Genomic DNA, 24,467 nt, shown 5'->3' with positions numbered 1-24,467 from the left:
AAATTATACTATATTAATAGAATAAGGAGGTTATAGTAATGTCAGATTTAAATAAACAGAAAATTGTGGCAAGCGTACCACAAAAAGGATTTTTTGGACATCCTAAAGGTTTGTTCACTCTTTTCTTCACTGAGTTTTGGGAACGTTTTTCTTATTATGGGATGCGTGCTATTCTCGTTTACTATATGTACTATGAAGTCTCAAAAGGCGGATTAGGACTGGACGAAAACACCGCTTTGGCGATTATGTCTATTTACGGTGCACTTGTTTATATGTCAGGAATTATAGGCGGCTGGCTGGCTGACAGGATATTTGGAACATCTAAGTCTATTTTTTATGGCGGCATATTTATTATGCTTGGTCATATTGCCTTGGCAATACCTGGTAGTGTGTCGATGTTCTTTGTTTCCATGGTGCTAATCGTAATTGGTACAGGTTTACTAAAGCCAAATGTATCAAGCGTTGTTGGTGATATTTACAGCGAAAACGATAATCGCCGTGATGCAGGCTTTAGTATTTTCTACATGGGTATTAACTTTGGAGCTTTCCTATCTCCACTAATTGTTGGAGAAGTTGGATTAAAGCATAACTTTCACTTAGGTTTTAGTATTGCTGCTATTGGGATGTTTTTCGGATTACTAGTTTTTATTTTTACAAAAAAGAAAAACTTAGGCCTTGCTGGGACAGTTGTTCCAAATCCGTTATCGGCTTCTGAAAAGAAGAAAGTCTTTTCTACAATAGGCTTAAGTGCAGTTGTATTAGCGATTTTAATTGGTGTTACGATCTCAATGAGGATCCTTACTATCGAGACATTTATTGCACTCATAGGTATTTTAGGAATTCTAATTCCTACGATTTATTTCATTATTATGTACCGTAGCCCGAAAACAACGGAAACTGAGCGTTCTAGAATTATCGCTTATATTCCATTATTTATTGCTGCTGTTATGTTCTGGGCTATTCAGGAACAAGGATCTACTATCCTTGCCCATTATGCAGATAAACGAACTAATTTAGAATTTCTAGGATTTACAATTTCACCTGCCTGGTTTCAATCATTAAACCCATTGTTTATTATCATCTTAGCACCAGTGTTTGCTGGTCTTTGGGTAAAGCTTGGGGACCGCCAACCATCTGTTCCTCAAAAGTTTTCACTTGGGTTACTGTTTGCAGGTTTATCTTTTATCGTCATTCTAGTACCAGGATACCTATCTGGTGAGGAAGCATTAGTTAGTCCTTTATGGCTCGTTCTAAGTTATTTCATTGTTGTCCTTGGTGAGCTATGCTTATCACCTGTAGGATTATCAGCAACGACTAAGTTAGCACCTAATGCGTTTTCAGCACAGACAATGAGTTTATGGTTCTTATCTAGTGCAGCTGCTCAAGCTATTAATGCACAAATTGTTGGGTTCTATACTCCAGAAACTGAGAATCTTTACTTTGGTACGATAGGTGGAGTAGCAATCCTTCTTGCAATCCTTCTTTTCCTACTCTCACCAAAGATCCAGGTCTTTATGAAGGGTGTACGATAACAAATAATAATATAGAAAAGGGTGCAGTTCATCATGAACTGCACCCTTTCTATCTATTAAAGTTTTTTACTCTTAATTGGCTTTTGCTTGAAATATAAACCAAGTTCCTTTTTTTCTTTTGATAATGAACGATACAGAGATACCATCATTAAAACAATAATAATTGAAAATGGAAACGCAGCAGCAATTAATGAATTTTGTAGCGCTTGAAGTCCTCCGCTATACAAAAGAATTAATGCTACAGCAGACTGTGCAACTCCCCACGTTAGTTTCACGGAATTAGGAGGTGTAAGCGAGCCATATGTTGTTTGCATTCCTAGTACAAATGTAGCTGAATCCGCAGATGTAATAAAGAATGTACAAATAAGTGTTATTGCTACGATTGAGAGAAGTGTTGACCATTGCATTTCATTGAATATCGCAAATAAGACTTCCTCTGTCGCAAAACTTGTTAAGTCTACATTTCCGGCATTTTGAATTTCAATCGCAGAGCTACCGAATACAGCAAACCATAAAAAGCTTACGAGTGCTGGCAGTAGTAAAACACCAATTATAAATTCTCGAATCGTTCTACCCCTTGACACACGAGCAATAAAGATCCCAACGAAAGGAGACCAGGAAATCCACCATGCCCAATAGAAAATAGTCCAGCCATTAATCCAAGAGCGATGTTCTTCATTAAGTGGAGCGATTCGAAAACTCATAGAAATAATATTTTGTATATATCCACCAATTGTATCAGTAAACATATTTAAGATGAGTATTGTTGGTCCTGCTATAAACATTAATATAAATAACAAGATGGCTAAAACCATGTTCGTATTACTTAAATATTTTATTCCTTTACCTAATCCTGACCATGCTGAAATCATAAATAAGACTGTTACTGCTAAAATAATTAAAAATTGAACGGTGAAATTATTAGGGACTCCTAATAAGAGAGACAAACCGCCATTAATTTGTGCTGCCCCGAACCCAAGCGTTGTTGCAACCCCTATCACTGTAGCAAAGACCGCAAGTACATCTACAACCGTCCCCAAAGACCCTTCCATTCTTTTCCCTAATACAGGTTTTAGAGTGGCTGAAATAAGACCTGGTTCATCCTTACGAAATTGAAAATAGGCTAGCGCCAGGGCCACTATGGCGTATATTGCCCAAGCATGGATACCCCAATGGAAAAAAGTGTATCTCATAGCTTCTTTATGAGCAGCTGCTGTAGCTCCTTCTGCTAATGGAGGATTTATATAATGAGAAAGAGGCTCTGCCGCTCCCCAGAATACAAGACCGATCCCCATTCCAGCACTAAACAGCATGGCAAACCATGATCCTTTTGAAAACTCGGGCTTTTCATCTGGTTTACCCAATTTAATTGCTCCAACAGGACTAAAAATAAGAAAAACACAAAAAATCACAATAATCGTTACCAATATTAGATAATACCATCCAAAGGCTGTTGTAAAAAATGCCTGTAGATTGCCTGCAGCCTGTTCAAAACTTTCTGGTGCTGAAACACCAAATATTACTGCTGCTAGGACAATGGCCACAGTAATCCAAAATACGTTTGATATTTTCTTCATCGAATGTTCCTTTCTTTATTCAATTTAAATTCCAAGAAAAATCCTATTAAACTCATATTCTACCTATGACACTCTTAGAATATTTTCTTTTCTTATTTGTCAGTCTGAACTTTGAAAATTCCTGCGTTTACTTTAACCCTTATAGCAGAAAAGTAATGATTATATACCCTTTTCTCAGCTAACCAAAACATCTTTAGAAACTTCTACATTCATCGACAAATAATGATCAACCTTTACAGTTTAACACAAAATGTAGAGCTCTTTCTGTTCTTATGATTTATTCGTTTTTAAAACCCTCTGATATTGAAGCCCCTACATCACTAAAAAGTAATAAAAAAGGCTTAAATCCTATGTGAATTTAGCCTTTTACTTATTTTACCTTTTAAACAGTCATTTTCCAATTACTTAAAGCCAGCCAACGTTCTTTTTCTTTGAAATCAGGTACAATCTTTCCTACAAGGCGCCAAAAGGATCGATCGTGATTTAGGTGAACCATGTGACACATTTCGTGAACAACTACATAGTTGATTACGTCAGTCGGTGCCATAGCGAGCCTCCAATTAAAGGTTAATTGATGTTTGCTATCACAGGTTCCCCACGTTGTTTTACTGTCCGTAATACGGATAGAGCGTGGCTTGGTTTTAAAGTAGCGTTGATTGAAAGAAACACTTTGCTCCACTAATTGTTTACACTGTTGATAGTAAAATCTTTTTAATACCTGTTTATTTTTTTCAGCATCATGTTGCTTTACATAGATGATCAACTTTTCTTTATCAAAAACCACTGAATCTTGCGCTAGATTTTTATCCTGTACGATCTCTATTGGATACGTTTCTCCTAAATAAAGAAAGCTTTCTCCATTCTCATAAACCTTATTCTGTGGTCCCTTCAACCGGTCGTTCATTTCCTGAACCTTTTCTTGAATAAGATCCCACTTATCTTCTAATGCCTGATACACCTTCTCGTCAGGTGTTTTTTTCGGAGCCAGTACCTCAATATTTCCATAACCATCAACAGAAATTCCTAATGAAGCCCGATTTTTGTATGAAATCTCAAAATAGATTGTCTTACCTAAGTATGTATGTTTCATGCTATCACCATTATTCTCTGTATTTAAAGGCTAACCCCTTCAAGAAGTTTCTGGCGAATTTATCTCCACATTCCTTATAATTCTTATGTCCTTCTTTTCGTAATAGCGCTCCAAGCTCTGCTTTTGTTACCATAATTCCCGCATGCTCGAATAGATCAAGCATATCCTCTGTCGTTAATGACATGGCGATTTTCACTTTCTTTAAAAGCAGATTATTAACGTTTTCAATTTTATTTGAGGGTAAATCTACTGAGCTCTGTCCTGGTTTAGGTTCCTGTCTTCCTCTCTTAGAGATAATTAAACCATTCAAAAAAGAATCTAACATACTGTTAGTACATTTTATCTGATCCTCATTTTCTTCTTCTTCGCTAGACTTTGTCAAAACCTTTATCACTTCTGGTACTGATAACTCTACACCACCAAGTTTAAATATCTCTGCCATTTCTTTATTTTTAATTTCCAATGCATATCTTAGCCGAATCAAAATATCGTTATTATCCATTATGTAAGCTCCTATTTTCAATATAATATCTGTTATTTTTGTTACCCTTATTTATACCATATTAGAAGGCTATATTAAAAATCCTTCCATTCATTTTTATCCTTTATCAAGGAATTGGCAGGATTTGTTATATAATTACCTCAACTAGTGTCAGACCAATAGGAACGTATATCATGCTTAACTCATCATTTATTTTAAAATTAGTGAACGAATTTGATTGATCAGGGTGTATTACTTATAGGAGGTGAGTGAGATGGAGAATTTATATCAAAATTTTAGAGAAGGAGATCAACTAGCTTTTCATAAAATCTATAATCTTTATAAAAAGAAAGTATATGATATTGCACTTATTTATACAAATAACCACAGTCTAGCAGAAGATATCACTCAAGAAGCTTTTATACGCATCTTTTCTAAACATCATTTATATAAAGAAGAGTTTGCCTTTGACACTTGGATGTATCGAATTGTTATAAATGTTGCCAATAATATTTTAAGAAAGCAAAAATGGATGCGCCTTTTTAAAAGCGAAGTAGAAGAACAATATCATGTAGACTCAATAAAGGTTGAGGAAAACTACGATGAACACTCGCTGGATTCTTTGTATTTTCTAGAAAAGTTACCACACAAATTAAAATCTGTTTTAGTTTTAAAATATTATCAGGATTTAACACAAGAAGAAATAGCCATTATTCTCAAGATTCCTGTAGGTACTGTGAAATCTCGCATTCATTTAGGATTAAAAAAATTACGTGTGTTAATAGAAAGTGAAAATAGTAGAAAGGAAAGTGACGGATATGAAATCTACCGAAAAAGAATTACTTAATGCTATGAATCACGTTAAATTGCATAGTACTCCTCCAGAGCATCTAGAAGAACGGATATTCAGCAAAGTAGCACCTAAGAGATGGTGGAGATTGAATAAAATTCAGTTATCAGTTGCTTCGGCAGTTCTTGTCCTTTTCTTTGCAGGAGGTATTACAAGCGCAAAAATGTCAGGTTTTTTCTCATGGAACGAAGGGATAACATATCAGACTTACGAAATCGGTCAAATTAGAGAAAACGTACTGACACCACCTGAAATATTACAACAATCACTTGAACAGGGTAAAAAAACATACAACTTAACAGAAGCCTACTCAGTTGCAGATTACCAAATTCTTCGGCCAGCCAAAGAGCTACTACCGCTTAAAAATTCAATAGGGGTTTCAACGGATCAGCCACCAGAAGGATATTATCCAGCTACATTTATTTTGTGGGATGTTTATGAGAAAAGAAGTCACAATGTGTATGTAGCCCAATATTATGATTCCATCAAGACAGCAGCGGCTAGAGGGGAATCAAACGATATTGAAAGTCATTACTTTGGTTACAAACAAGTTTCATTATCAGATTATGCAATTGGCTTTATTACACTCGGCGAAAGCAGCATCAAAGGATACCGCAAACTCCATGTAGAATATATGACAGCAAATAAACAAGTCATCCACTTAGTTTTTTATGGAACACTAGGAGAAAAAGACCTCATTTCGTTCGCTAAACAGTATGTAGAAAATTAATATAGGAAATGGGGCTTCTAGTAACTAGGAGCCCCATAGTTATTTCTCCCATCCCCCTCTATATTCTCAATTATTTATTTTCCTTTTCAGTAAGGTCAGACTTCTTTTATTTAAATAGAAACATATATTATGAATTGGTGCATCACTACTATTTTCTTCAAAAAATCCCATTGAAACGGGGCTTGTCTAAAAAAATTTGTATTCTACAAATTTATTTCTTTCATTTTTTTGAATATGTTATTATAATGATAATGTAAGAATTATTATAATTTAGTATAAATGATTAACTAATATTTACTTTACAAAAAGGAGAGAATAGAAAAATGGAATCTTTTGGATCAACAGGAACTGGAAAATGCCCATTTCACGGCGGCGCAACTAGTCCTAAAACTAGTGGAACAACAAATCAAGACTGGTGGCCAAACCAGTTAAACTTAAATATTCTTCATCAGCATGATAAAAAATCTAACCCTATGGGAGAAGAATTTAATTATGCTGAAGAATTTAAAAAGCTAGACTATGAAGCTCTAAAAAAAGATCTTCATGACTTAATGACAGACAGCCAAGACTGGTGGCCTGCGGACTATGGTCACTATGGTCCAATGTTTATCCGTATGTCATGGCATGCTGCTGGTACATATCGTACTGGTGACGGTCGTGGTGGCGGTTCAACAGGTAACCAGCGTTTCGCTCCACTAAATAGCTGGGCTGACAATGCCAACGTTGATAAAGCACGTAGATTGCTATGGCCTATTAAGCAAAAGTATGGTAACAAGATTTCTTGGGCTGACTTATTGCTTTTAACAGGAAACGTTGCACTTGAATCAATGGGTCTAAAGCCTTTTGGTTTCGGTGGAGGACGCGCAGACATTTGGCATCCAGAAGAAGACATCTACTGGGGTACTGAAACTGAAATGCTAGGAAATAACCGCTACTCTGGAGACCGTGAGCTTGAAAATCCGCTTGCTGCTGTTCAGATGGGACTTATTTACGTTAACCCAGAAGGTCCAGACGGTAAACCCGATCCACTAAAAAGTGCACACGACATTCGCGAAACATTCGGACGCATGGGAATGAATGATGAAGAAACTGTTGCACTTATTGCAGGTGGACATACTTTCGGTAAAGCACACGGTGCAGGAGATGCTGCACATGTTGGTCCAGAACCAGAAGCAGCTCCAATTGAAGCACAAGGCTTAGGTTGGTTAAGCTCTCATGGAAGTGGAAAAGGTGGCGACACAATCACTAGTGGTCTTGAAGGTGCTTGGACAGCTAACCCAACTCAATGGGATAATGGATACTTTGATTTATTATTCGGATATGAATGGTGGTTAACTAAGAGTCCAGCCGGAGCATACCAATGGATGGCTGTAGATCCTGATGAAAAAGATCTTGCACCAGATGCAGCAGATTCATCTAAAAAAGTTCCAACGGTTATGTTCACATCTGATTTAGCATTGCGTCATGACCAAGCCTACGAAAAAATTGCACGTCGTTTCCATGCAAACCCTGATGAGTTTGCTGATGCATTTGCTCGCGCATGGTTCAAACTTCTACACCGTGACATGGGTCCTAAATCAAGATATCTTGGTCCAGAGGTTCCAGAAGAAGATCTTATCTGGCAAGATCCTGTCCCAACTGTTGATTATGAATTAACAGAAGAAGAAGTAGAAAAAATCAAAGTACTAATTCTAGACTCAGGACTTACAATCAGCGAATTAGTTACAACTGCTTGGGCTTCTGCAAGCACATTCCGTGGATCTGATAATCGCGGTGGTGCAAACGGTGCACGTGTTCGCCTTGCTCCACAAAAGGATTGGGAAGTAAACCAACCAGAACAACTTTCAAAAGTTCTTTCTGTACTTGAAGACATTCAAGGTCATCTTGAGAAAAAAGTTAGCCTAGCTGACTTAATTGTACTAGGTGGTACTGCTGCAGTAGAGAAAGCTGCAAAAGATGCAGGCTTTGATGTAACAGTTCCTTTCGCTCCAGGACGTGGCGATGCAACAGAAGAACAAACTGATGCAGAGGGCTTTGATGTGTTAGAGCCTGTTGCTGACGGTTTCCGTAACTATCAAAAGAAAGAGTACAGTGTTGGCCCTGAAGAGCTTCTTGTAGACAGAGCTCAACTACTAGGACTTACTGCACCAGAAATGACTGTTCTTATCGGCGGTATGCGTGCTCTAGGTACAAACTACGGTGGTACAAAGCACGGTGTATTCACTGACCGTGTAGGTACACTTACTAACGACTTCTTCGTAAACCTGCTTGACATCGGCTTAGAATGGAAGCCACTAGACGGAGGTGTGTACGAAGGACGTGACCGCAATACAGGTGAAGTAGTACGAACAGCAACTAGAGTTGATCTAGTATTCGGTTCTAACTCCGTTCTACGTGCAATTTCAGAAGTTTACGCTCAAGAAGATAACAAAGAGAAATTTGTTAAAGACTTCATTTCTGCTTGGGTTAAAGTAATGAATGCGGATCGTTTTGATCTTAAGTAAACATTGTTAAGTATCCTTAAGTAGTTTTATATAAAAAAAGCACTCAAAATTCCTCTTCAATGGATTTTTGAGTGCTTTTTATTTTAGATCAATTAAGATAAAACATTGGTCATCACTTTTGTCATAATCGTTTCCTTCATCTTGGAGTGTTTTTAATAGTTTTTCTTTAAAGACATGTAAAGGAGTAGAGACATGTTGTTTTAACAGTAAACTTAAACGGTCCTGTTCAAGAGGCTCAGAAACCCCATCCGTATATAGAAGGATTCTTGCTCCTTTTGTATATGAAAAAACAGAGTTTCTAAATTGGTTATCCTTAAACGTTCCAATTGGTGGTCCCTGTGTTTTCAGTTCTCTTTGTCCTCCCTTAGAATCAAGGTAAATTGCAGGTGGATGGCCAGCATTTATGTATTCAATGGTTTGTTTCTTTATATCAATGAAAATGTATATAGCTGTACAATAATGCCAGGCATCCTCCTCATTTTCAAATAAACTGTGCATTTTATCATCTAAAGCTTTCATGATTTGTTCTGATGGTAATCCTTTTGATATTAATTGTTGAAACAGAGTAACTAGTGACATTGTAATGAGAGATGAAGATATGCCATGACCCATTACATCCAGTAAGATAATTCCATATTGATCTTTATTTATTTGATAAAATCCATATATATCACCAGACAATTCATTAGAAGCGCGATAATAAGATTCAATTTGAAGATCTTTGTTATTTATCGCCTCCGTTAAAGTAGTCTCTTGTATTTTTTTGGCTAACTTTAGCTCCCTCTGGGTATCTGTTTTATATTTATCATTTTCTTTACCCATCTTTACTATTTCATTTTGTTTCTCTTCTAGGTTTAGTAAAACTTTCTTTAAATCAGCATTACTCTTCTCTTTTTCTACTAATCTTTCCTCAGCAATCCTCTTTGCTTCCAGTAATTGATTTTCGTATTCATTTCTTTTCTTGTTGGGCACAAACATACATGTAATGATTCCATTTTCTTTGGTGGCATACATAAGTACTGGTATTTCTTCACCGGTATGAGATATCAACTCTAAAAACATTTCATCTACTCGTTTATTTTGGATAATAAGCGGGTAAAAAGCAAATTGAAAGAATGCTTGTGCGGATTTCGAAAGGATAGATCGAATACTCTGTCCAATCAATTGTTCAGTATCATAGTGAATGAATCGCAGTAATGTTTGATTAACTGACAAAATCTTAAAATTAGGTGAAAGAGTCAAATAACCGCCTGGTATGTGATTTAAATTGGTTTCCATTACATATAACCATCGGTATTCAAATGACTTTTTATTAAATGGGAAATTTCTTTTGGATGACTAATATGCGGACAATGACCTATAGCTGTTGAATAGCTAACTGCACAATCCGGAATCTTATCTTTCATATAGTTGGTAACTTCTTTGGGAACAAAAACATCGTTTGCACTTTGAATAATGTAAGTCGGAACCGAAACGTTCGGTAAATGCTCTCGGTAATCTGTAAAAAAACAAACCTCAGCAAAGCGGTATGTAATATTAGGATGATTCTTGCGAAAGTGGTCTTCTATCTCCATCTTCATTTCTGTTTGTTCTGAACCATTCATAATCGTTTCAGAAATGGTTGTAGTCCATTCAAAGTAATTTTTCACCAACAGATTTAACAGAGAATCAAGCTCCTCTTTATCAAACCCTCCATTATACTCCGGCGCTTCATTCAAGAAGGAAGGTGACGGCCCAATCATGACCAAGTTCGAAAACAACTCCGGCTGTTGAATAGATGCTAACATACCGATCATTCCACCAACTGAGTGTCCCACAAAAATGGCATCACTTAAATCCATGTCGTTACATATGGCCAACAAATCTTCCACATATCCATATATAGAACTATATCTCTTAGGGGTATAAGCCAATAGATCTGAATTTCCAAAGCCAACATAATCAAATAAAATCACTTGAAAATCGTCTTCAAATGATTCAGAAACAGCTTCCCAAACTTTTTGATCAAAGCCAAAACCAGGTGCAAAGATCACCCGCTGCTTCCCTTTCCCTTTAACTGTAACATTGTTTCGAGTTAGAGCATCTGTTGACATCATTAATATCTCCTTACTATTAATATCGCTACTCTCATCATAACATTCATATGATAAAGTTTGGGATTTAATGGTTGATATTTTAGAACGTAAATAGGGACAGGTACACTGTCCCTATTTAAAAACAGATGTCCTGCAATTACAACATTGTTTGGTATGATAATCAGTTCGTTTGTATACCTTTTTTCTTACCATTTTTAAATAGAAACTAGATGATTTTATATTTCAACTTCATTACACAAAAGAAAAAAAAGTTAAAATAACGCCCAAACGGGTATAAGGTAGAAACAACCTTTGACAAAGGGGCGACAAAAAATGATTGAAAACAACACTAAGAAACAAGATAATGAAGCGTTCCACGAGCCATCTCGACAATACTTTAACCCAGCTCAAATTGTACATAATTTTAGTCAAAAGGGACGAGACCACCTTAATCGAAAAACGAGCTCCCAATTTATATTATCCCTACAGGCCGGGGCATTTATGGCTTTTGGTGCTGCTTTTTCTATTTTGCTTTCAATGGGAATTGACATAAAGGGAGTATCTCATTTGATGGCAGGTGTGGGATTTGCAACAGGGTATGCGATGGTTTTCCTTTCAGGAGCGATTCTCTTTACTGAGGTCAACGTTTTATTACCAAGTTATTTATTTCAGAAACCTTCCCTTATGAGCTTAAAGATTTTAAAATTTTGGCTAGCGACTTACCTCGGTAATATCATAGGAGCTTTATTTGTTGGGACACTTATTGTTTTATCGAAATCACTCTCCCCGGAGTTCTTTCAAGATCTAAATCACTACATCAATCATAATAAAATGAGCTTTTTATCAGATGGGACATGGGGATTTTTTGAGATTATGATTTCAGGTATCCTGGCCAATTGGCTCATTGGTATGGCCGCTTTTCTAACAACCGCTGCCCGTGATATTACCGGTAAAATTATCGGTACACTACTCCCCGTCATCTTATTTGTTGCCGGAAATTTTCAACATAGTGCAGCAAACATGGGATACTTTAGTATTGGAATTTTCAGTAATGATACATATGATTGGTATCAATTTTTTTATAATTTGATACCTGCTAGTATTGGAAACATTATTGGTGGAGCGATCATGGTCGCCTTGCTATTCTCATTTGCGTATAATGACGAGATTCAAAATAAAATTAAATAATAGTAGCCCAGCTTACATTATTTAAAAAGACGAGCAGATTAACAGGAATATTACGCCTACTATCTGCTCGTCTTTAGTATGATTGAGAAAGGTTGTTGTCAATTAATTATTACTATCTACCATCATCTCACTATAAACATCACATAACGGAAATGTTAACGTAATGGTTGTTCCAACTCCAACCTCACTTTCAATATCCATATGTCCGTGATGACTATCTATAATACTTTTACAAACCATTAAACCTAATCCAGTTCCTTTTTCCTTTGTTGTGAAGAAAGGCTGCCCGATTTTGGCCAGGTCCTCTTCTGAGATTCCACAGCCCTGATCACAAAACTGAATTCTTAATAGGTTATCCTCTATCATCATGTTGAGATTGATTTCGCCGCCTGTTTTCATTGCTTCCATTGCATTTTTTAAGAGGTTAATAAAAATTTGCTTGAGTTTATTTTCTAAACCATCTATATAATCCTGCTCCTCACCTACAAGAGTATGAAATTTAATTTCAGTGTTTTGTAAATTTGCTTGTGCATTCATAAGTATCACTACATTTTGTAGAAGATCAGTCATTTTGACTTTCCTGAAGTCTCCCGCATTTGGTTTAGCTAACAATAATAGTTCACTTACAATTGTATTAATACGATCAATTTCTTCTAACATAATCGGTATATATGGATTTAGTGTATCATCTTTATATTCTAATAATTGTGTGAAACCTTTTAAGCTTGTTAATGGATTTCGAATTTCGTGTGCAATCCCAGCAGCAAGCTCTCCTACTACAGACAGTTTTTCTGATTGAGAAATATATTCTTCTGTCTTTTTCATATCTGTAATGTCTCTTGCAACAATATGTACTGCGGGATTCCCCAGATATTCAAACGGTATAATTGTAACCGCCGCAAGAATCGTTTCCCCATCAAGACGCACTAGCTTTAATTCGTTATCCTCAACTTTCTCCCCATGAAGTGCCCGTTCAATCCGCTGCTTTACCACTTCATGCTCATCAGGATGAACAAAGGTATATAGCGTTCTTGAAAGAACATCTTTTACATGAAGTCCGCCTAGCATTTTCATTCCTGTTTCATTGATAAATGTCCAGTTTTCTTTATGTAATTCATGAAGAATAATAGCCACAGGTGAATCTTCAACAAGAAGCCTGTATTTAGCTTCATTAGCTTGTGCTAATTGAAGAATATGCTGTTTTTCTTCTATTTCCTTTTGTAGAGTTTCATTTGTTTTACGGAGCTCTTGTGTTCGCAGCTCTACTAATTGTTCAAGTCTTGAATGCGCCTCATCTAATTGCTTTGACTGCTTTTGTAAGAGCTCGTTTTGCATCTGAAGCTGCCACTTCGTTTCATATATTTTAACAAACCCTTCAATTTTACTCTTTAAAATATACGGGTTAAATGGTTTAAACAAGAAGTCAATTGCACCTGCGTCATATCCACTAATTGCATAATCCTGTGTTTGAGTGAGCGCCGTTATAAAGATAATAGGAATTTCCTTTGACTTTTTTCGAGCCCGTATTAGCTTAGCAGTCTCAAAACCATCAAGACCAGGCATCTGCACATCGAGAAGGATGATGGCAAATTCTTTTTTTAACAGCCATTTTAGTGCTTCTTCTCCCGAGTAGGCTTTTGTTAATTGATAACCAGAAGAGCCTAACACAGCTTCAAGGGCTTGTAAATTCTCTGGTCTGTCATCTACCATTAAGATGTTAATAATTGGATTTTCCATAAGCACCTCGCCCTTATCATATTTTTTATGTTTATCTAAGAAAGACTTTTCTTCTGGTAAAGCTTCTCTTTTTTATCTAGATCAATATATCGGTTATCATAATTTGAATAAGAAAGGCCTTCTCGATTTCCAAGACCCAGTATTCCTGAAGTGGCTAAACTGTCATAAAACAACTGATGAACACGCTCTTGTAAATCACGGTCAAAGTAAATGAGGACGTTGCGACATATGATTACGTGGAACTCATTAAAAGATCCGTCAGTCACAAGGTTATGTTGTGCAAAAACGATATTCTCTGCTAAATAGGAATGAAAGCAAGCATACTCATCCTTGGTTGTATAATATTCGGAAAATGCATTTTTCCCTTCAGAGTTGATGTAATTACTCGTATAGGTCTTCATTCGGTATAACGGAAATTTCCCTGTTCGAGCCTTATCAAGGACCTTGCCATTCATATCAGTTGCATAAATTCTTGTTTTTTCATAAAGTCCTTCTTCATGTAATAGGATAGCCATGGAGTAGGCTTCTTCTCCAGTCGAGCATCCTGCATGCCAGATCCGAATGGAAGGCAAATCCTTTAGTACCGGAACAATTTTTTCTCGAAAGGCTTTAAAAAAAGTAGGATCACGAAACATTTCAGTAACATTGATTGAAAAATCCGCATATAGTTGCTCCATTGTTGCAGGATCGTGTAAAACTCTATCTAGTAAAGCCGTTACTGTTTGAAGCTTTTCCACCTTTATACGATGCCAAATTCTCCTCCGAATAGAGCTAAATGTATAGTGTCGAAAATCAAACCCGTACTTCAAGAAAATTCCGTCTAAGAGTAATTGTATTTCAATACGTTCTAGATCTGTACAGTCTTCTGGTGTAGTCATTGTTGAAGCTGATTCATGTTGGTCTTCCTTCATATATGTCATAGCATCACCTAAAAAGAAAATTAGTTAATGATGTAACCAAACTCGAATAATTGAAAACAATTGCTCAAGATTAACAGGTTTACTGATATAATCAGATGCACCGGCATCAATACACTTTTGTCGATCATCCTTCATAGCCTTTGCGGTTAAAGCAATAATTGGAAGGTTTTCATATTCCCTCATACTTTTAATCACCCTCATTGCCTCATACCCGTCCATTTCAGGCATCATAATATCCATTAAAACAATATCTGGATTCTCTTCTTCTTGCAAAATATTAATTGCATCTCTACCATTCTCTGCAAAGCTCACTTCCATACCCGCTGCTTCTAGAGAGCTTGTTAATGCAAAGATATTTCTCATATCATCGTCTACAACTAGCACTTTTTTACCAATCAGTAGAGGCTGTTCCTTCGTAGTAGCCACTTCATGATCGGAGGCATCCTTAGAATCTGCCGGTATTGAAACGGTCACATCATTTTCTACTTCATTTTGTTTCAGTTCTTCACCTTGAGGTATATAGAGAGTAAAGGTACTTCCTTGATTCACTATACTTTCACAGGAAATTGTCCCATTTATAAGTCTAGCAAGCTCCTGAGAGATCGATAGACCAAGACCTGTTCCACCATACTTACGGCTCGTTGTCCCGTCAGCTTGAGTAAAGGCTTCAAAAATAGCAGAAATCTTGTCCTTCGCAATCCCTGTTCCTGTATCAGTGACCGAAAATGCGATGAATTTTTCATTCTTTTGAGTCGATGGAGCAATCTGTAATTGCACCTGTCCTTTTTCAGTGAATTTAAAAGCATTTGATAAAAGGTTTTTTAAGATCTGATTTAATCTTTGTTCATCTGTAAAAATAATATCTGGTAAATTCACATCATATTCAAACGTAAATTCTAAACCTTTTATCTTAGCGATAGGCATAAACTGACGCTGAAGAGAATTGACGATATCTGTAATCAATACTTCTCCCTCAACGATCTCCATTTTCCCAGATTCAATTTTTGAAAGATCTAAAATATCATTAATCAATTGAAGGAGATCATGACCAGATGTAAAAATTGTATTCACATACTCTAGTTGTTTATCCGTAAGATTTTGTTCTTTGTTTTCCCGCAACATTTGCGATAAGATTAATAAACTGTTCAAAGGTGTTCTAAGCTCATGAGACATGTTTGCTAGAAATTCAGATTTATATGTTGAACTCGCTATAATCTCTTTTGTCTTTTGCTCAAGTCTATCTTTTATCTCTTCTAATTCTTTTGTTTTTAACTCAGCACTTCGATATTGTGCTTCAATTTCATCATTCATCGTGCGCAATTCTTCCTGCTGCAACTGTAATTCTTCAGATTGTGTTTGAAGTTCTTCATTTAAGATCTGTGATTCCTCTAAAAGCTTTTCTACCTGTTGATGCTTAAAAATCCTGTTAAAGGTAACTCCCAGCATTTCATTTGCCTGCACAAGGAAATCCCGATGAAGATCTGTAACTGGTTGAAGTGTTGCAAGCTCCATCACACCTAACAACTCATCCTCAAGAACAATAGGCACAATGACAATTCTCGTTGGATTTGTATGACCTAGCCCTGACGAGATTTGAATGTAGTCATCAGAAATGTTTTCTAACAAAATCATCTCTTTTGATTTTGCGCATTGACCAACTAAGCCCTCACCAAAACTAATTCTGTTGAGTGCAAGTTGATTACTTTTTGGTGTAGTATACGCGTAAGAAGAAAGTTTTTCTAGATAAGGACTTTCTTCATCCTTATGTAATAAATATAGGACACCATAACTAGCCCCAATGGTTTGGGAGAGTTTCTGTATGAACCGTTCGCCTGCTAAGTTTAAATCACTAACCCCTTGTATGAGGACAGATAATTCGGCAATGCTTGTTTTTAACCAGTTCTGATCTTCTATTTTTATTCGATATTGCTGTTCAATTTGTTCTTGTTTTTCTAGAGTACTCACTAATTCATTATAAGCGTTTGCAATTTGACCGATTTCGTCATTCGAATGAATATCCACTCTCGTATACCCATAATGATCATCTGCTAATGTGACTAATACACTCTTAAACTTTCGTAACCGTTTTGTTATATTATTTACTACGATAAACGCAATTGTTAAAGCAAAGACAAGACCGATTGCCCCAGAAATAATGATGTTTTTTAACACATTGCTGTATGCTTCCTCTGTTTGTTTTAAAGTATCCTGCATGACCTTTTCTTGAAAGTCGATTAGGTCTTCAATAGTAATAAGTAGATTTGCTTTATCTTCTTTTACACGCTCTAATAAGTTCAAGTTGCTCTCACTTGCTTGATTCGATATTAACTCATCATAGCTAGATCGAAAAGAATCATAGTTGTTGGCGAGTTTTGCAAATATATCCTTTGCCTGTTGAATTTCAATCAACTTCTCTAACTCTACTAATTTCTGATTTGCCCTTTGAAAAGCCTTCTCGGACAATTGAATGGACTGTTGATCTATTTCGTTTCTTTCACTCACGTTATCTAAATCAATAGAACTCATTTCATAACGAATAGTATTCGCATGTTCAATCTTAATATAACGATCATTCACAAGCTCATTCATCTGCTGTGTTTGGTTTTGATATGTATTAATAATAATACTTGCGATAATCCCCATTGCAATAATCACAACTCCAAAACCGATGTATAAAGTTGTTTTAAAGTTCACGAAGCTTTGCTACCTCACTCTCGCTATAATTTTTATAAAAATTAGTCCTCTACTATAATATCACTAATAGGACATCTTTTTTCCTATTGATGGTAAGTTTTTTGGGTGAAAGTATCATATTTTGGTATAAAACTGAGAAAAATTTACCAAATTCACACTCAACTTGTATAAAGTATAAAAAAAGTATAATTGAATTTTCTAAACGTTCTATTTACCAGTCACATACCCACAGCAATGAACAATGTATGTAAGTTTTTGTTATTACTAAAGAGAAGGTATATTAGCTCTTTGTTTGTGTTAACCTGTCTTGCAGAAAACCTTTCCTTAAATATATTTACACAAGTCTTATGTCGCGACATATAATTTATTTTAGTTTATTATATAAAAGTGGTGAAGTATTGGTTAATTGTTGATATAATAATTAATAACATATATAAGCGCTTACATCACTGTGCTAAAGGGGAATCGAGATGTTAAAAACCAAAAGGATACACCAAATACAAGAGTATGTATTGAAACATGAAACTGTTTCTTTGGATGAACTTGTTGAGGTATTTGGTGTATCAAAAAACACTATCAGAAGAGATGTTCAAGTGCTGGTCGAACATGGCGACTTGAAAAAGGTATACGGTGGAGTTGCAGTTAACCATTCCACACTAGTATCCTTCAATGATAGAAAGGTCCGCAATCAAACAGAAAAAACACACATTGCTAAACTAGCTGCCAATTATGTAAATGATGGAGATATTATCTTTATAGATTCAGGTACAACAACATTTGAAATGTTCCATTTTGTTAAAGAGAAGAATATAACAGTTGTAACAAACAATGTGGACTTTATCGTAGAATCGATGCCTTATAAGAACTTAAACATTTTTTCTACCGGAGGAATGCTTGAACGAGAAACAAAGTCCTTTACAAGTTATAAAGGATTGGATCTCTTTAAAACCTACAATATAAATAAAGCCTTCATGGCATCAACAGGAATCTCAATTTCAAATGGGGTCACAAACTCAGCCCCTCTTGAGAGTGAACTTAAAAGCTCCGCAGTGAAGAAGTGTTCTCAAGTCTTTCTATTAGTCGACCATGGTAAGTTTGATAAATATGCTTTAACTACTTATTGCAACTTAGATGAAATCCATTACCTCATTACAGATAAAGAGCCAAATGAGAATTATCAACTATTTGCACTTGAGCATAATATTATCCTTAATTATTAAGAGGCACTCATCATAAAAGCGGACCAAGCTAATTGGTCCGCTTTTAATTCTTATAACTCTCCTGTTAGAAATTGAGCCTTACCATAACCAAAGCTCCAATCAGCATTTCCATTTGTCACAACAGAGATCATAATATCATTTGGTTCTATTCCGCATTGTTCCCCTAATTCCTTAACCAATAATTGATAAAATTTCTGTTTTTGTTCTTCCGTTCTTTGTTTACTTGTCACGCTTACGACAACGACATCTTTGCTTCTTTCAAATCCTAAACCTGTATCTTCAATCATCATTTCACTTGCCGGATGCTGAGTGACAATTTGATATCGATCTCTTTCAGGTACTCCAAAGGCTTGTACCATGGCGTGGTGAGCAGCATCTAAAAGCTTTCTTACAGAATGTTCGTCTCTTCCCTCAATCAAATCGAACCGAACTAAAGGCATATTTAAACCCCCTTTTTATCTTAAGCCTAACCTTGAAGAAAATAGATTGAGAGAACAATCCCAACCTATTTTCTTATGATTTCTTATTTTTAGAAAAGACTGATAACCGTTACCGCTTTCTTTTCGGTTAAAAGATTAAACGACTTTTTTTTGATCCTCGTCTTTGCTATCAGCACTATCTAATTTTTTATTGGTTCTATACCAGAACCAAGCAACTGACCCAATAATCACCAGGTTTACTAACAAAAAGACAACTTGCGATACCGAATACGTTGCCAAACTTGAGTCTGCAATCCCTATAGGAGAGAAGAAAGCATAAACTCCTAGCATAATAATGACAAGAAAAGCTGAAAATGTTTTTGCATGTTTCCATGGAGTTAGGTCAACTTTCTTCGCATCATTTAACACAAATGGTGTTTTTCTTGGATTCAATCTTCCTAATACCAACATGACAAAAATGTCAACAGCTAAGAGAATTGATAGTACATAAAGGAAGTTAACATCACTTAAGAAGACCTTTGATAGTGAATATAGTACAATATGAACAACGATGACCACCTTACCTGCATACGCTGGTACACGTTTACTGAAAAAGCCTACAAGGATCATTGCAATAATTGGTAAGTTATAAAAACCATTCATTTCCTGTAAATATGCATATAATCCTGAAGGCGCATACATGATAAACGGAGCTACAATAACCGACGCAATGGCTAGTCCAAAAGCAAAGACTCGACCCGCTTTTACAAGTTCTCTTTCTTGAGCTTGTGGTTTAAAGATTGGTTTATAAATATCAAGTGAGAATAGAGTAATCGCACTATTTAAAGTATTATTAAATGAACTTAAAATTGCTCCGAATAATACTGCTGCTAAAAATCCTGATAATGCTACCGGAAGAACATCAATAACAAGTGTTGGGTATGCGGCATCATTATTGCTTAATGAATTTCCATAAAGTAGGTAAGCAATAATACCAGGCAATACTAAAAATGTCATTCCAAATACCTTAAATAACCCTGCAAACAAAACTCCTTTTTGACCTTCTGCTAAGTTTTTCGCAGCAAATGTACGTTGAATAATCGATTGGTTCATTGCCCAATAGAAAATGTTGTTGAAAAGCATCCCTGTGATTAACACTGGCCATGGTACAGAAGACTCAGTCCCGCCAATAGCGTTCAGTTTTCCAGGGTTTGCATGAAGCAATTCACTGACACCGCTAGCTAAGTTTCCTCCACCGAGTGCAACTAAAGCAAGGATAGGAATAAGTAGACCACCAATAATTAACCCAATTCCGTTGATTGTATCACTCATAGCAGCTGCTTTGAGGCCGCCAAGAATTGTGTATCCTAAACTTATAACTCCAATAGCAGCCGAAATAACAAGAACAAGCATGAATGGGCTTAAATTGGTAATCGATGTTAATGAAAAGATACTATCTAATACTAGTGCACCAGAGTACAGAACAACTGGTAGATAGGCAACAGCATAACTAATTAAGAATAAAAGAGATGCAATTTGTCTTGTTCTTAAGTCATAACGTCGTTCAAGAAAATCTGGAATTGTTGTAAGCCCTGCTTTTAAGTACTTCGGTAGTAAAATAAGGGCCATTACAATCAATGCCAGTGGAGAGGCAACTTCCCATGCCATTACCGCCATTGATTCTCCGAATGCTTGACCATTTAATCCAACAATTTGTTCAGTTGAAAGATTAGTTAAGATCAATGAAGACGCGATGACAATACCTGTTAGACTTCGGCCACCAAGGAAGTAACCATCTGTGGTCGACATGTCTGTCCCTTTTGTCTTATACCAGGAAAACCACATCACAAATACTGTATAAGCTAAGAAGCTAAGAAAAATCAGCCAAATCATAAGCTTTATTCCTCCTAAGTTGTTGAGGATATTCATTCATTTTTAAATAGCCTCTTTTGAATTAAGTATTAATACTGCTTAAAATAGCCTTGTTATTTGTTCTAAAATCTTTTATTTTCGCTTTCACTGTCAACTTTACTGCTTCTTTTCCCGGAGTAAGGATGGCACGTGGATCGTATAGCTCAGAATTAGTTGCTAACACTTCTCGAATTGCCCTTGTCCAAGCCTGTAGGCATTCTGTGTTCACATTAATCTTGGCATGCCCATATTCAATTGCTTTTTGGATTTGATGTAATGGAATTCCAGAACCACCATGCAAAACTAGCGGAATCCCAGTCATTTCAGCAATTTGTTTCATTTCATCAAATCCAAGTTTCGGCTCTCCCTGATAGGGACCATGAACTGAACCAAGGGCAGCTGCCAATGCATCAACCCCAGTCTCTTTAACTAACCTTACACATTCTTCTGGATCTGCATAGTTAATTCCACCGATTAGACCGTCTTCATTACCACCAACGGTTCCAACTTCAGCCTCAACCGATACCCCACGAGCCTTAGCATACTCAACGACTTGTTTCGTCATCTCGATATTTTCATCAATTGGATGATGTGAACCATCGATCATAACAGATGTAAATCCTGCATCAATTGCTTCTTTACACCTTTCTACACTTCTGCCATGGTCCAAATGCAATGCTACAGGGACATTAATTTTCTTTACTTCTACCAGCGTTCTAACCCAAGTGTCGATTACGTTGAAGCCACCAAGGTAATCGACCAGTCGATCAGAAGCAGCTAAAATAACCGGAGCCTGTTCTTCCTCTGAGGCCTCCAGAATCGCTTCCACCCATTGGAAACTATTAATGTTATATTGACCGACTGCATACCGATCCTCTTTTGCTTTTATTAGCATTTCTTTTATAGAAACTAGCATTAAGTTTACACCCCTTTGTTTATGTCAATAGACTCTTAATTTTTCACTTTGACTTTGCATCCTGTTCCATAATTCCCCTTTTTATCTATAAAATTTGCTACCATAATATACTTATAAAAAAGCGATTTCATTTATTGACCCTATCAAGGTGCTAGTTATACTGTAATGTAACCAGCACCTTGCATTATCAATATTTATTGGCGACTTTTAAGTATCCATTCATGATCTGGATCATTATGGAATTTCCAAGTTCGTTTTGGACCTGCCATTACATTTAAATAGTAAGAAACGTAGCCATCCGGCACACCTACGGGATGATAACCTGCCGGTACAATGACAACGTCTCCATGTTCTACTGTCATTGTTTCATCGATAGAACGATCATCGGTATAAACTCTTTGGAAAACAAACCCTTGTTTTGGATTCATTTCATGATAATAGGTCTCCTCTAAGAAAGATTCATATGGTAAATTATCTTGATCATGCTTATGGGGAGGATAACTTGACCAGTTTCCACTTTCTGTAAAAACCTCAACTACTAATAAGCTATTAGCAGATGGATCTGAATCTGGTAAAATATTATGTACTAATCGCTTATTGTTTTGAACGCCTCTGTGTTCAATTCCAATGTCAGATGCTTTGATTAACTTTGTCGGTAATTGATTTTCAGAAGGTGAATAACATATTGCTACGCGTGCCTTACTTACTCCTTCAATTTCAAAACTGCGATTATTCGATATATACACACTGTCAGTTGGCTTTTGCTCAAAAACGCTTTCACGAGTTCCCAAGTTTCTGAAAGTTTGCTCTTGATCCGTAACATTGATTCGTCCGGTTACTGCGACGATGCATACCTCTTTTTCATCTAACTCTTCAGCATACTTTGCTCCAGGAGTTAAATCGACAACCTTAAATTCTACATATTCCAAAGAAGAATTTTCTGTCGTTACATTATGAATAACTGTTAATTCTTGCTCTGCTTTGTTTGGTTTTCGTAAAAGTTTACTCATTTTTCTCCCCCTCATTAAACTGCTAAAATATGAAATACAATCGAGGCCATTAAACAATTAATGTTCCCAAATAGTGATCATAACTGTTTAATAACATTTGGGTAATTGTTGGTTAACTTTATGATTATATGATAATATTGAAAGCATTTTCAGTCAATAGCAGACCTGTAATTTTTACATATTCTTTTTTATATAATTCCCTATACTCTTCCAAACAGGAAAATTTTTGGTTGCATATTCAATATTATTACTAAAATAAGAGCAGCTAGGAAATTGGTCAGTTCCCGTTCTGTCTTTTAAATACTCTTCACTTTCTCACCAATTTCTCCCTTTCCTTTACTAAGCTTTACGCTTTCTACCAATGATAATATTCCACCTAATAGAAGTAAGAATGCCGAAAGAATAAAAACTGCACCAATCTCTACTTTCAAAGCAAAATAGCCAGCAACGATTGGACCAGCAACGATTCCTATTGAGTAAACAGATTGATAGAGTCCCATGATCGTCTTTGAAGCACCTACTTCATCCGCCTTATATACCTCGTCTAATAAAATAGGAAACACAAAACCTAAGGAAAGTCCAAGTATTCCGTGTAAGATACAATACATGACCCAACTATCAATGGAGCCTAAAAATAATAGTGTAGAAATCCCAACAACGAAACAAAGCATCAGCAATTTAAAAGAATTTTTCAGTTGGCTTTTTTTTATAGATAAAATTAATGGAGCCATGCCATGAGGAAGCATAAATGAAACGACTAGAAACATGATTGCAGATTGGTGTTCATTTAACTGTGTGAAATAAACTGATGAAAAACCAAAAATCGTTGTAAATAAAACGGCATGGCCGATAAGTGACAATATGCTTAATGACCAAATTTTTCGTATCCTTATGATTCGGTCAAAAATTGGAGCATGTTTCATTTGAATTGATTCTTGTGCCCGTTTAGGTTCTTGGTTTGGCAGCAAAAGGACTAAAATGAACCCAAGCGAGGCGAAAACAGCACCAACCCAAAATAAATATGTAAAACCATAGAAATCGGCAATTAAGCCACTAAGCACCATTGAAATTAATTGGGAGCCAACCATTGTGTATTGAAGCTGACTCATCGCTTTTAATGACTGTTGTTTACTAAAAGATGAGCTATACCAAATCGTAAGTACGACCCACATTGCAGCGGTAAATCCTGCTAAAAATCTCCCCATAAAAATAGGAAGGAACTCCGTGGATAATGCAAGTAACAGCACACTCGCAAGTGAAGCAATGAATCCAATTCCTACTAAAAACTTGCCGCTGATTTGATAACGGTCTGCAAGAAAACCAATTGGAAAGCGAAGGATAATCTGCATAATTCCATAACTCCCCATAATGATGCCGGTTGCATAATATCCAAAGTCTAGAAATGCTAAATAGACCCCAAAGGTTTGGACGTAAATAAACATCGAAAACCAAAAACAAAAAACTATACTCAGAAAATGAGCTTGAAACAGATTTCGATTTATTTTCCTGTTTTTATCATTTTTCATAGCACTTCTCCTTCCATTTTCTGAAATGCAGAAGAGGTATAAAGAAACCTGTACATCTAGCGTACAGGTTTAAGGTGTCTTATTTAT

Annotated in this window: 19 protein-coding genes; 6 read left to right on the top strand and 13 right to left on the bottom strand. The window is 36.1% G+C overall.

Going from position 1 to position 24,467, the window contains the following annotated elements; genetic code table 11:
- Positions 1 to 38 precede the first annotated feature (38 nt).
- Positions 39 to 1,532 carry a peptide MFS transporter gene (locus ACEWK1_RS05625; protein ID WP_247339319.1) on the top strand — a complete coding sequence of 498 codons (1,494 nt, stop codon included), beginning with the start codon at positions 39 to 41 and terminating at the stop codon, positions 1,530 to 1,532.
- Positions 1,533 to 1,588: 56 nt separating this feature from the next.
- Here the strand turns inward: ACEWK1_RS05625 and ACEWK1_RS05620 are convergent, their stop codons facing one another.
- The 3 genes from ACEWK1_RS05620 to ACEWK1_RS05610 form a co-directional block, all read right to left on the bottom strand.
- The gene (locus tag ACEWK1_RS05620; RefSeq protein ID WP_247339317.1) at positions 1,589 to 3,109 is read right to left on the bottom strand and encodes a glycine betaine uptake BCCT transporter; all 1,521 of its coding nucleotides are present in this window, start codon (positions 3,107 to 3,109) and stop codon (positions 1,589 to 1,591) included.
- Positions 3,110 to 3,491: 382 nt separating this feature from the next.
- Positions 3,492 to 4,199, bottom strand: a complete 708-nt coding sequence (locus ACEWK1_RS05615) for a M48 family metallopeptidase (RefSeq protein WP_416635760.1) — start codon at positions 4,197 to 4,199, stop codon at positions 3,492 to 3,494.
- A gap of 10 nt (positions 4,200 to 4,209) precedes the next feature.
- Positions 4,210 to 4,701 carry a DUF1456 family protein gene (locus ACEWK1_RS05610; protein ID WP_212138156.1) on the bottom strand — a complete coding sequence of 164 codons (492 nt, stop codon included), beginning with the start codon at positions 4,699 to 4,701 and terminating at the stop codon, positions 4,210 to 4,212.
- Positions 4,702 to 4,954: 253 nt separating this feature from the next.
- Between ACEWK1_RS05610 and ACEWK1_RS05605 the strand changes: the two genes are divergently transcribed.
- From ACEWK1_RS05605 to katG, 3 genes are all read left to right on the top strand, one after another.
- On the top strand, positions 4,955 to 5,527 hold the full coding sequence (locus tag ACEWK1_RS05605) for an RNA polymerase sigma factor (protein WP_212138157.1): 573 nt from the start codon (positions 4,955 to 4,957) through the stop codon (positions 5,525 to 5,527).
- Positions 5,499 to 6,260 carry a hypothetical protein gene (locus ACEWK1_RS05600; protein WP_212138158.1) on the top strand — a complete coding sequence of 254 codons (762 nt, stop codon included), beginning with the start codon at positions 5,499 to 5,501 and terminating at the stop codon, positions 6,258 to 6,260. The genes ACEWK1_RS05605 and ACEWK1_RS05600 overlap by 29 nt, the downstream gene beginning before the upstream one ends.
- A gap of 323 nt (positions 6,261 to 6,583) precedes the next feature.
- The gene (gene katG, locus ACEWK1_RS05595) at positions 6,584 to 8,764 is read left to right on the top strand and encodes a catalase/peroxidase HPI (RefSeq protein WP_379053532.1); all 2,181 of its coding nucleotides are present in this window, start codon (positions 6,584 to 6,586) and stop codon (positions 8,762 to 8,764) included.
- 78 nt (positions 8,765 to 8,842) lie between these two features.
- On the opposite strand, the gene ACEWK1_RS05590 is transcribed toward katG, so the two are convergent.
- Together ACEWK1_RS05590 and ACEWK1_RS05585 are read right to left on the bottom strand one after the other, a co-directional pair.
- Positions 8,843 to 10,042 carry a SpoIIE family protein phosphatase gene (locus tag ACEWK1_RS05590; protein ID WP_247339303.1) on the bottom strand — a complete coding sequence of 400 codons (1,200 nt, stop codon included), beginning with the start codon at positions 10,040 to 10,042 and terminating at the stop codon, positions 8,843 to 8,845.
- A complete protein-coding gene (locus ACEWK1_RS05585) occupies positions 10,042 to 10,857 on the bottom strand; it encodes an alpha/beta fold hydrolase (protein WP_247339300.1) in 816 nt (271 codons plus the stop codon). The genes ACEWK1_RS05590 and ACEWK1_RS05585 overlap by 1 nt, the downstream gene beginning before the upstream one ends.
- A 315-nt stretch (positions 10,858 to 11,172) precedes the next feature.
- Between ACEWK1_RS05585 and ACEWK1_RS05580 the strand changes: the two genes are divergently transcribed.
- Positions 11,173 to 12,027 carry a formate/nitrite transporter family protein gene (locus tag ACEWK1_RS05580; RefSeq protein WP_247339299.1) on the top strand — a complete coding sequence of 285 codons (855 nt, stop codon included), beginning with the start codon at positions 11,173 to 11,175 and terminating at the stop codon, positions 12,025 to 12,027.
- A gap of 102 nt (positions 12,028 to 12,129) precedes the next feature.
- Here the strand turns inward: ACEWK1_RS05580 and ACEWK1_RS05575 are convergent, their stop codons facing one another.
- From ACEWK1_RS05575 to ACEWK1_RS05565, 3 genes are read right to left on the bottom strand one after another with little or no spacing between them, the layout of a single operon-like run.
- Positions 12,130 to 13,764 (bottom strand): response regulator, encoded by a 1,635-nt coding sequence (locus ACEWK1_RS05575; RefSeq protein ID WP_379053534.1) that lies wholly within the window; start codon positions 13,762 to 13,764, stop codon positions 12,130 to 12,132.
- A 35-nt stretch (positions 13,765 to 13,799) separates the two neighbouring features.
- Positions 13,800 to 14,675, bottom strand: a complete 876-nt coding sequence (locus ACEWK1_RS05570; RefSeq protein WP_247347089.1) for a CheR family methyltransferase — start codon at positions 14,673 to 14,675, stop codon at positions 13,800 to 13,802.
- A gap of 33 nt (positions 14,676 to 14,708) precedes the next feature.
- Positions 14,709 to 17,378: a response regulator gene (locus ACEWK1_RS05565; RefSeq protein WP_379053536.1), complete on the bottom strand. Its 2,670-nt coding sequence runs from the start codon at positions 17,376 to 17,378 to the stop codon at positions 14,709 to 14,711.
- Positions 17,379 to 17,848: 470 nt separating this feature from the next.
- Here ACEWK1_RS05565 and ACEWK1_RS05560 point away from each other — a divergent pair, with 470 nt between their 5' ends.
- On the top strand, positions 17,849 to 18,598 hold the full coding sequence (locus tag ACEWK1_RS05560) for a DeoR/GlpR family DNA-binding transcription regulator (protein ID WP_247339288.1): 750 nt from the start codon (positions 17,849 to 17,851) through the stop codon (positions 18,596 to 18,598).
- 50 nt (positions 18,599 to 18,648) lie between these two features.
- Here the strand turns inward: ACEWK1_RS05560 and ACEWK1_RS05555 are convergent, their stop codons facing one another.
- The 5 genes from ACEWK1_RS05555 to ACEWK1_RS05535 form a co-directional block, all read right to left on the bottom strand.
- Positions 18,649 to 19,038: a tautomerase family protein gene (locus tag ACEWK1_RS05555; protein WP_247339285.1), complete on the bottom strand. Its 390-nt coding sequence runs from the start codon at positions 19,036 to 19,038 to the stop codon at positions 18,649 to 18,651.
- A 135-nt stretch (positions 19,039 to 19,173) separates the two neighbouring features.
- Positions 19,174 to 20,910 carry a solute:sodium symporter family transporter gene (locus ACEWK1_RS05550; protein ID WP_379053539.1) on the bottom strand — a complete coding sequence of 579 codons (1,737 nt, stop codon included), beginning with the start codon at positions 20,908 to 20,910 and terminating at the stop codon, positions 19,174 to 19,176.
- Positions 20,911 to 20,971: 61 nt separating this feature from the next.
- The gene (gene fba, locus ACEWK1_RS05545; protein WP_247339283.1) at positions 20,972 to 21,844 is read right to left on the bottom strand and encodes a class II fructose-1,6-bisphosphate aldolase; all 873 of its coding nucleotides are present in this window, start codon (positions 21,842 to 21,844) and stop codon (positions 20,972 to 20,974) included.
- Between the two features lie 194 nt (positions 21,845 to 22,038).
- A complete protein-coding gene (gene iolB / locus ACEWK1_RS05540; RefSeq protein WP_247339281.1) occupies positions 22,039 to 22,854 on the bottom strand; it encodes a 5-deoxy-glucuronate isomerase in 816 nt (271 codons plus the stop codon).
- A 296-nt stretch (positions 22,855 to 23,150) separates the two neighbouring features.
- Complete coding sequence (locus ACEWK1_RS05535; protein ID WP_247339278.1) at positions 23,151 to 24,380, bottom strand: MFS transporter; 1,230 nt, start codon at positions 24,378 to 24,380, stop codon at positions 23,151 to 23,153.
- Between the last annotated feature and the right edge of the window lie 87 nt (positions 24,381 to 24,467).

The organism is Metabacillus sp. YM-086 (assembly GCF_048059995.1).
GTDB classification, from domain to species: Bacteria; Bacillota; Bacilli; order Bacillales; family Bacillaceae; genus Metabacillus; species Metabacillus litoralis_B.
This window is presented reverse-complemented; position numbering and strand designations above follow the sequence as displayed.

Bases quoted from the DNA above. Each gene is read 5' to 3' on its own strand.
- ACEWK1_RS05625 (WP_247339319.1), top strand. From the start codon at position 39: ATGTCAGATTTAAATAAACAGAAAATTGTGGCAAGCGTACCACAAAAA.
- ACEWK1_RS05620 (WP_247339317.1), bottom strand. From the start codon at position 3,109: ATGAAGAAAATATCAAACGTATTTTGGATTACTGTGGCCATTGTCCTA.
- ACEWK1_RS05615 (WP_416635760.1), bottom strand. From the start codon at position 4,199: ATGAAACATACATACTTAGGTAAGACAATCTATTTTGAGATTTCATAC.
- ACEWK1_RS05610 (WP_212138156.1), bottom strand. From the start codon at position 4,701: ATGGATAATAACGATATTTTGATTCGGCTAAGATATGCATTGGAAATT.
- ACEWK1_RS05605 (WP_212138157.1), top strand. From the start codon at position 4,955: ATGGAGAATTTATATCAAAATTTTAGAGAAGGAGATCAACTAGCTTTT.
- ACEWK1_RS05600 (WP_212138158.1), top strand. From the start codon at position 5,499: ATGAAATCTACCGAAAAAGAATTACTTAATGCTATGAATCACGTTAAA.
- katG (WP_379053532.1), top strand. From the start codon at position 6,584: ATGGAATCTTTTGGATCAACAGGAACTGGAAAATGCCCATTTCACGGC.
- ACEWK1_RS05590 (WP_247339303.1), bottom strand. From the start codon at position 10,042: ATGGAAACCAATTTAAATCACATACCAGGCGGTTATTTGACTCTTTCA.
- ACEWK1_RS05585 (WP_247339300.1), bottom strand. From the start codon at position 10,857: ATGTCAACAGATGCTCTAACTCGAAACAATGTTACAGTTAAAGGGAAA.
- ACEWK1_RS05580 (WP_247339299.1), top strand. From the start codon at position 11,173: ATGATTGAAAACAACACTAAGAAACAAGATAATGAAGCGTTCCACGAG.
- ACEWK1_RS05575 (WP_379053534.1), bottom strand. From the start codon at position 13,764: ATGGAAAATCCAATTATTAACATCTTAATGGTAGATGACAGACCAGAG.
- ACEWK1_RS05570 (WP_247347089.1), bottom strand. From the start codon at position 14,675: ATGAAGGAAGACCAACATGAATCAGCTTCAACAATGACTACACCAGAA.
- ACEWK1_RS05560 (WP_247339288.1), top strand. From the start codon at position 17,849: ATGTTAAAAACCAAAAGGATACACCAAATACAAGAGTATGTATTGAAA.
- ACEWK1_RS05555 (WP_247339285.1), bottom strand. From the start codon at position 19,038: ATGCCTTTAGTTCGGTTCGATTTGATTGAGGGAAGAGACGAACATTCT.
- ACEWK1_RS05550 (WP_379053539.1), bottom strand. From the start codon at position 20,910: ATGATTTGGCTGATTTTTCTTAGCTTCTTAGCTTATACAGTATTTGTG.
- fba (WP_247339283.1), bottom strand. From the start codon at position 21,844: ATGCTAGTTTCTATAAAAGAAATGCTAATAAAAGCAAAAGAGGATCGG.
- iolB (WP_247339281.1), bottom strand. From the start codon at position 22,854: ATGAGTAAACTTTTACGAAAACCAAACAAAGCAGAGCAAGAATTAACA.
- ACEWK1_RS05535 (WP_247339278.1), bottom strand. From the start codon at position 24,380: ATGAAAAATGATAAAAACAGGAAAATAAATCGAAATCTGTTTCAAGCT.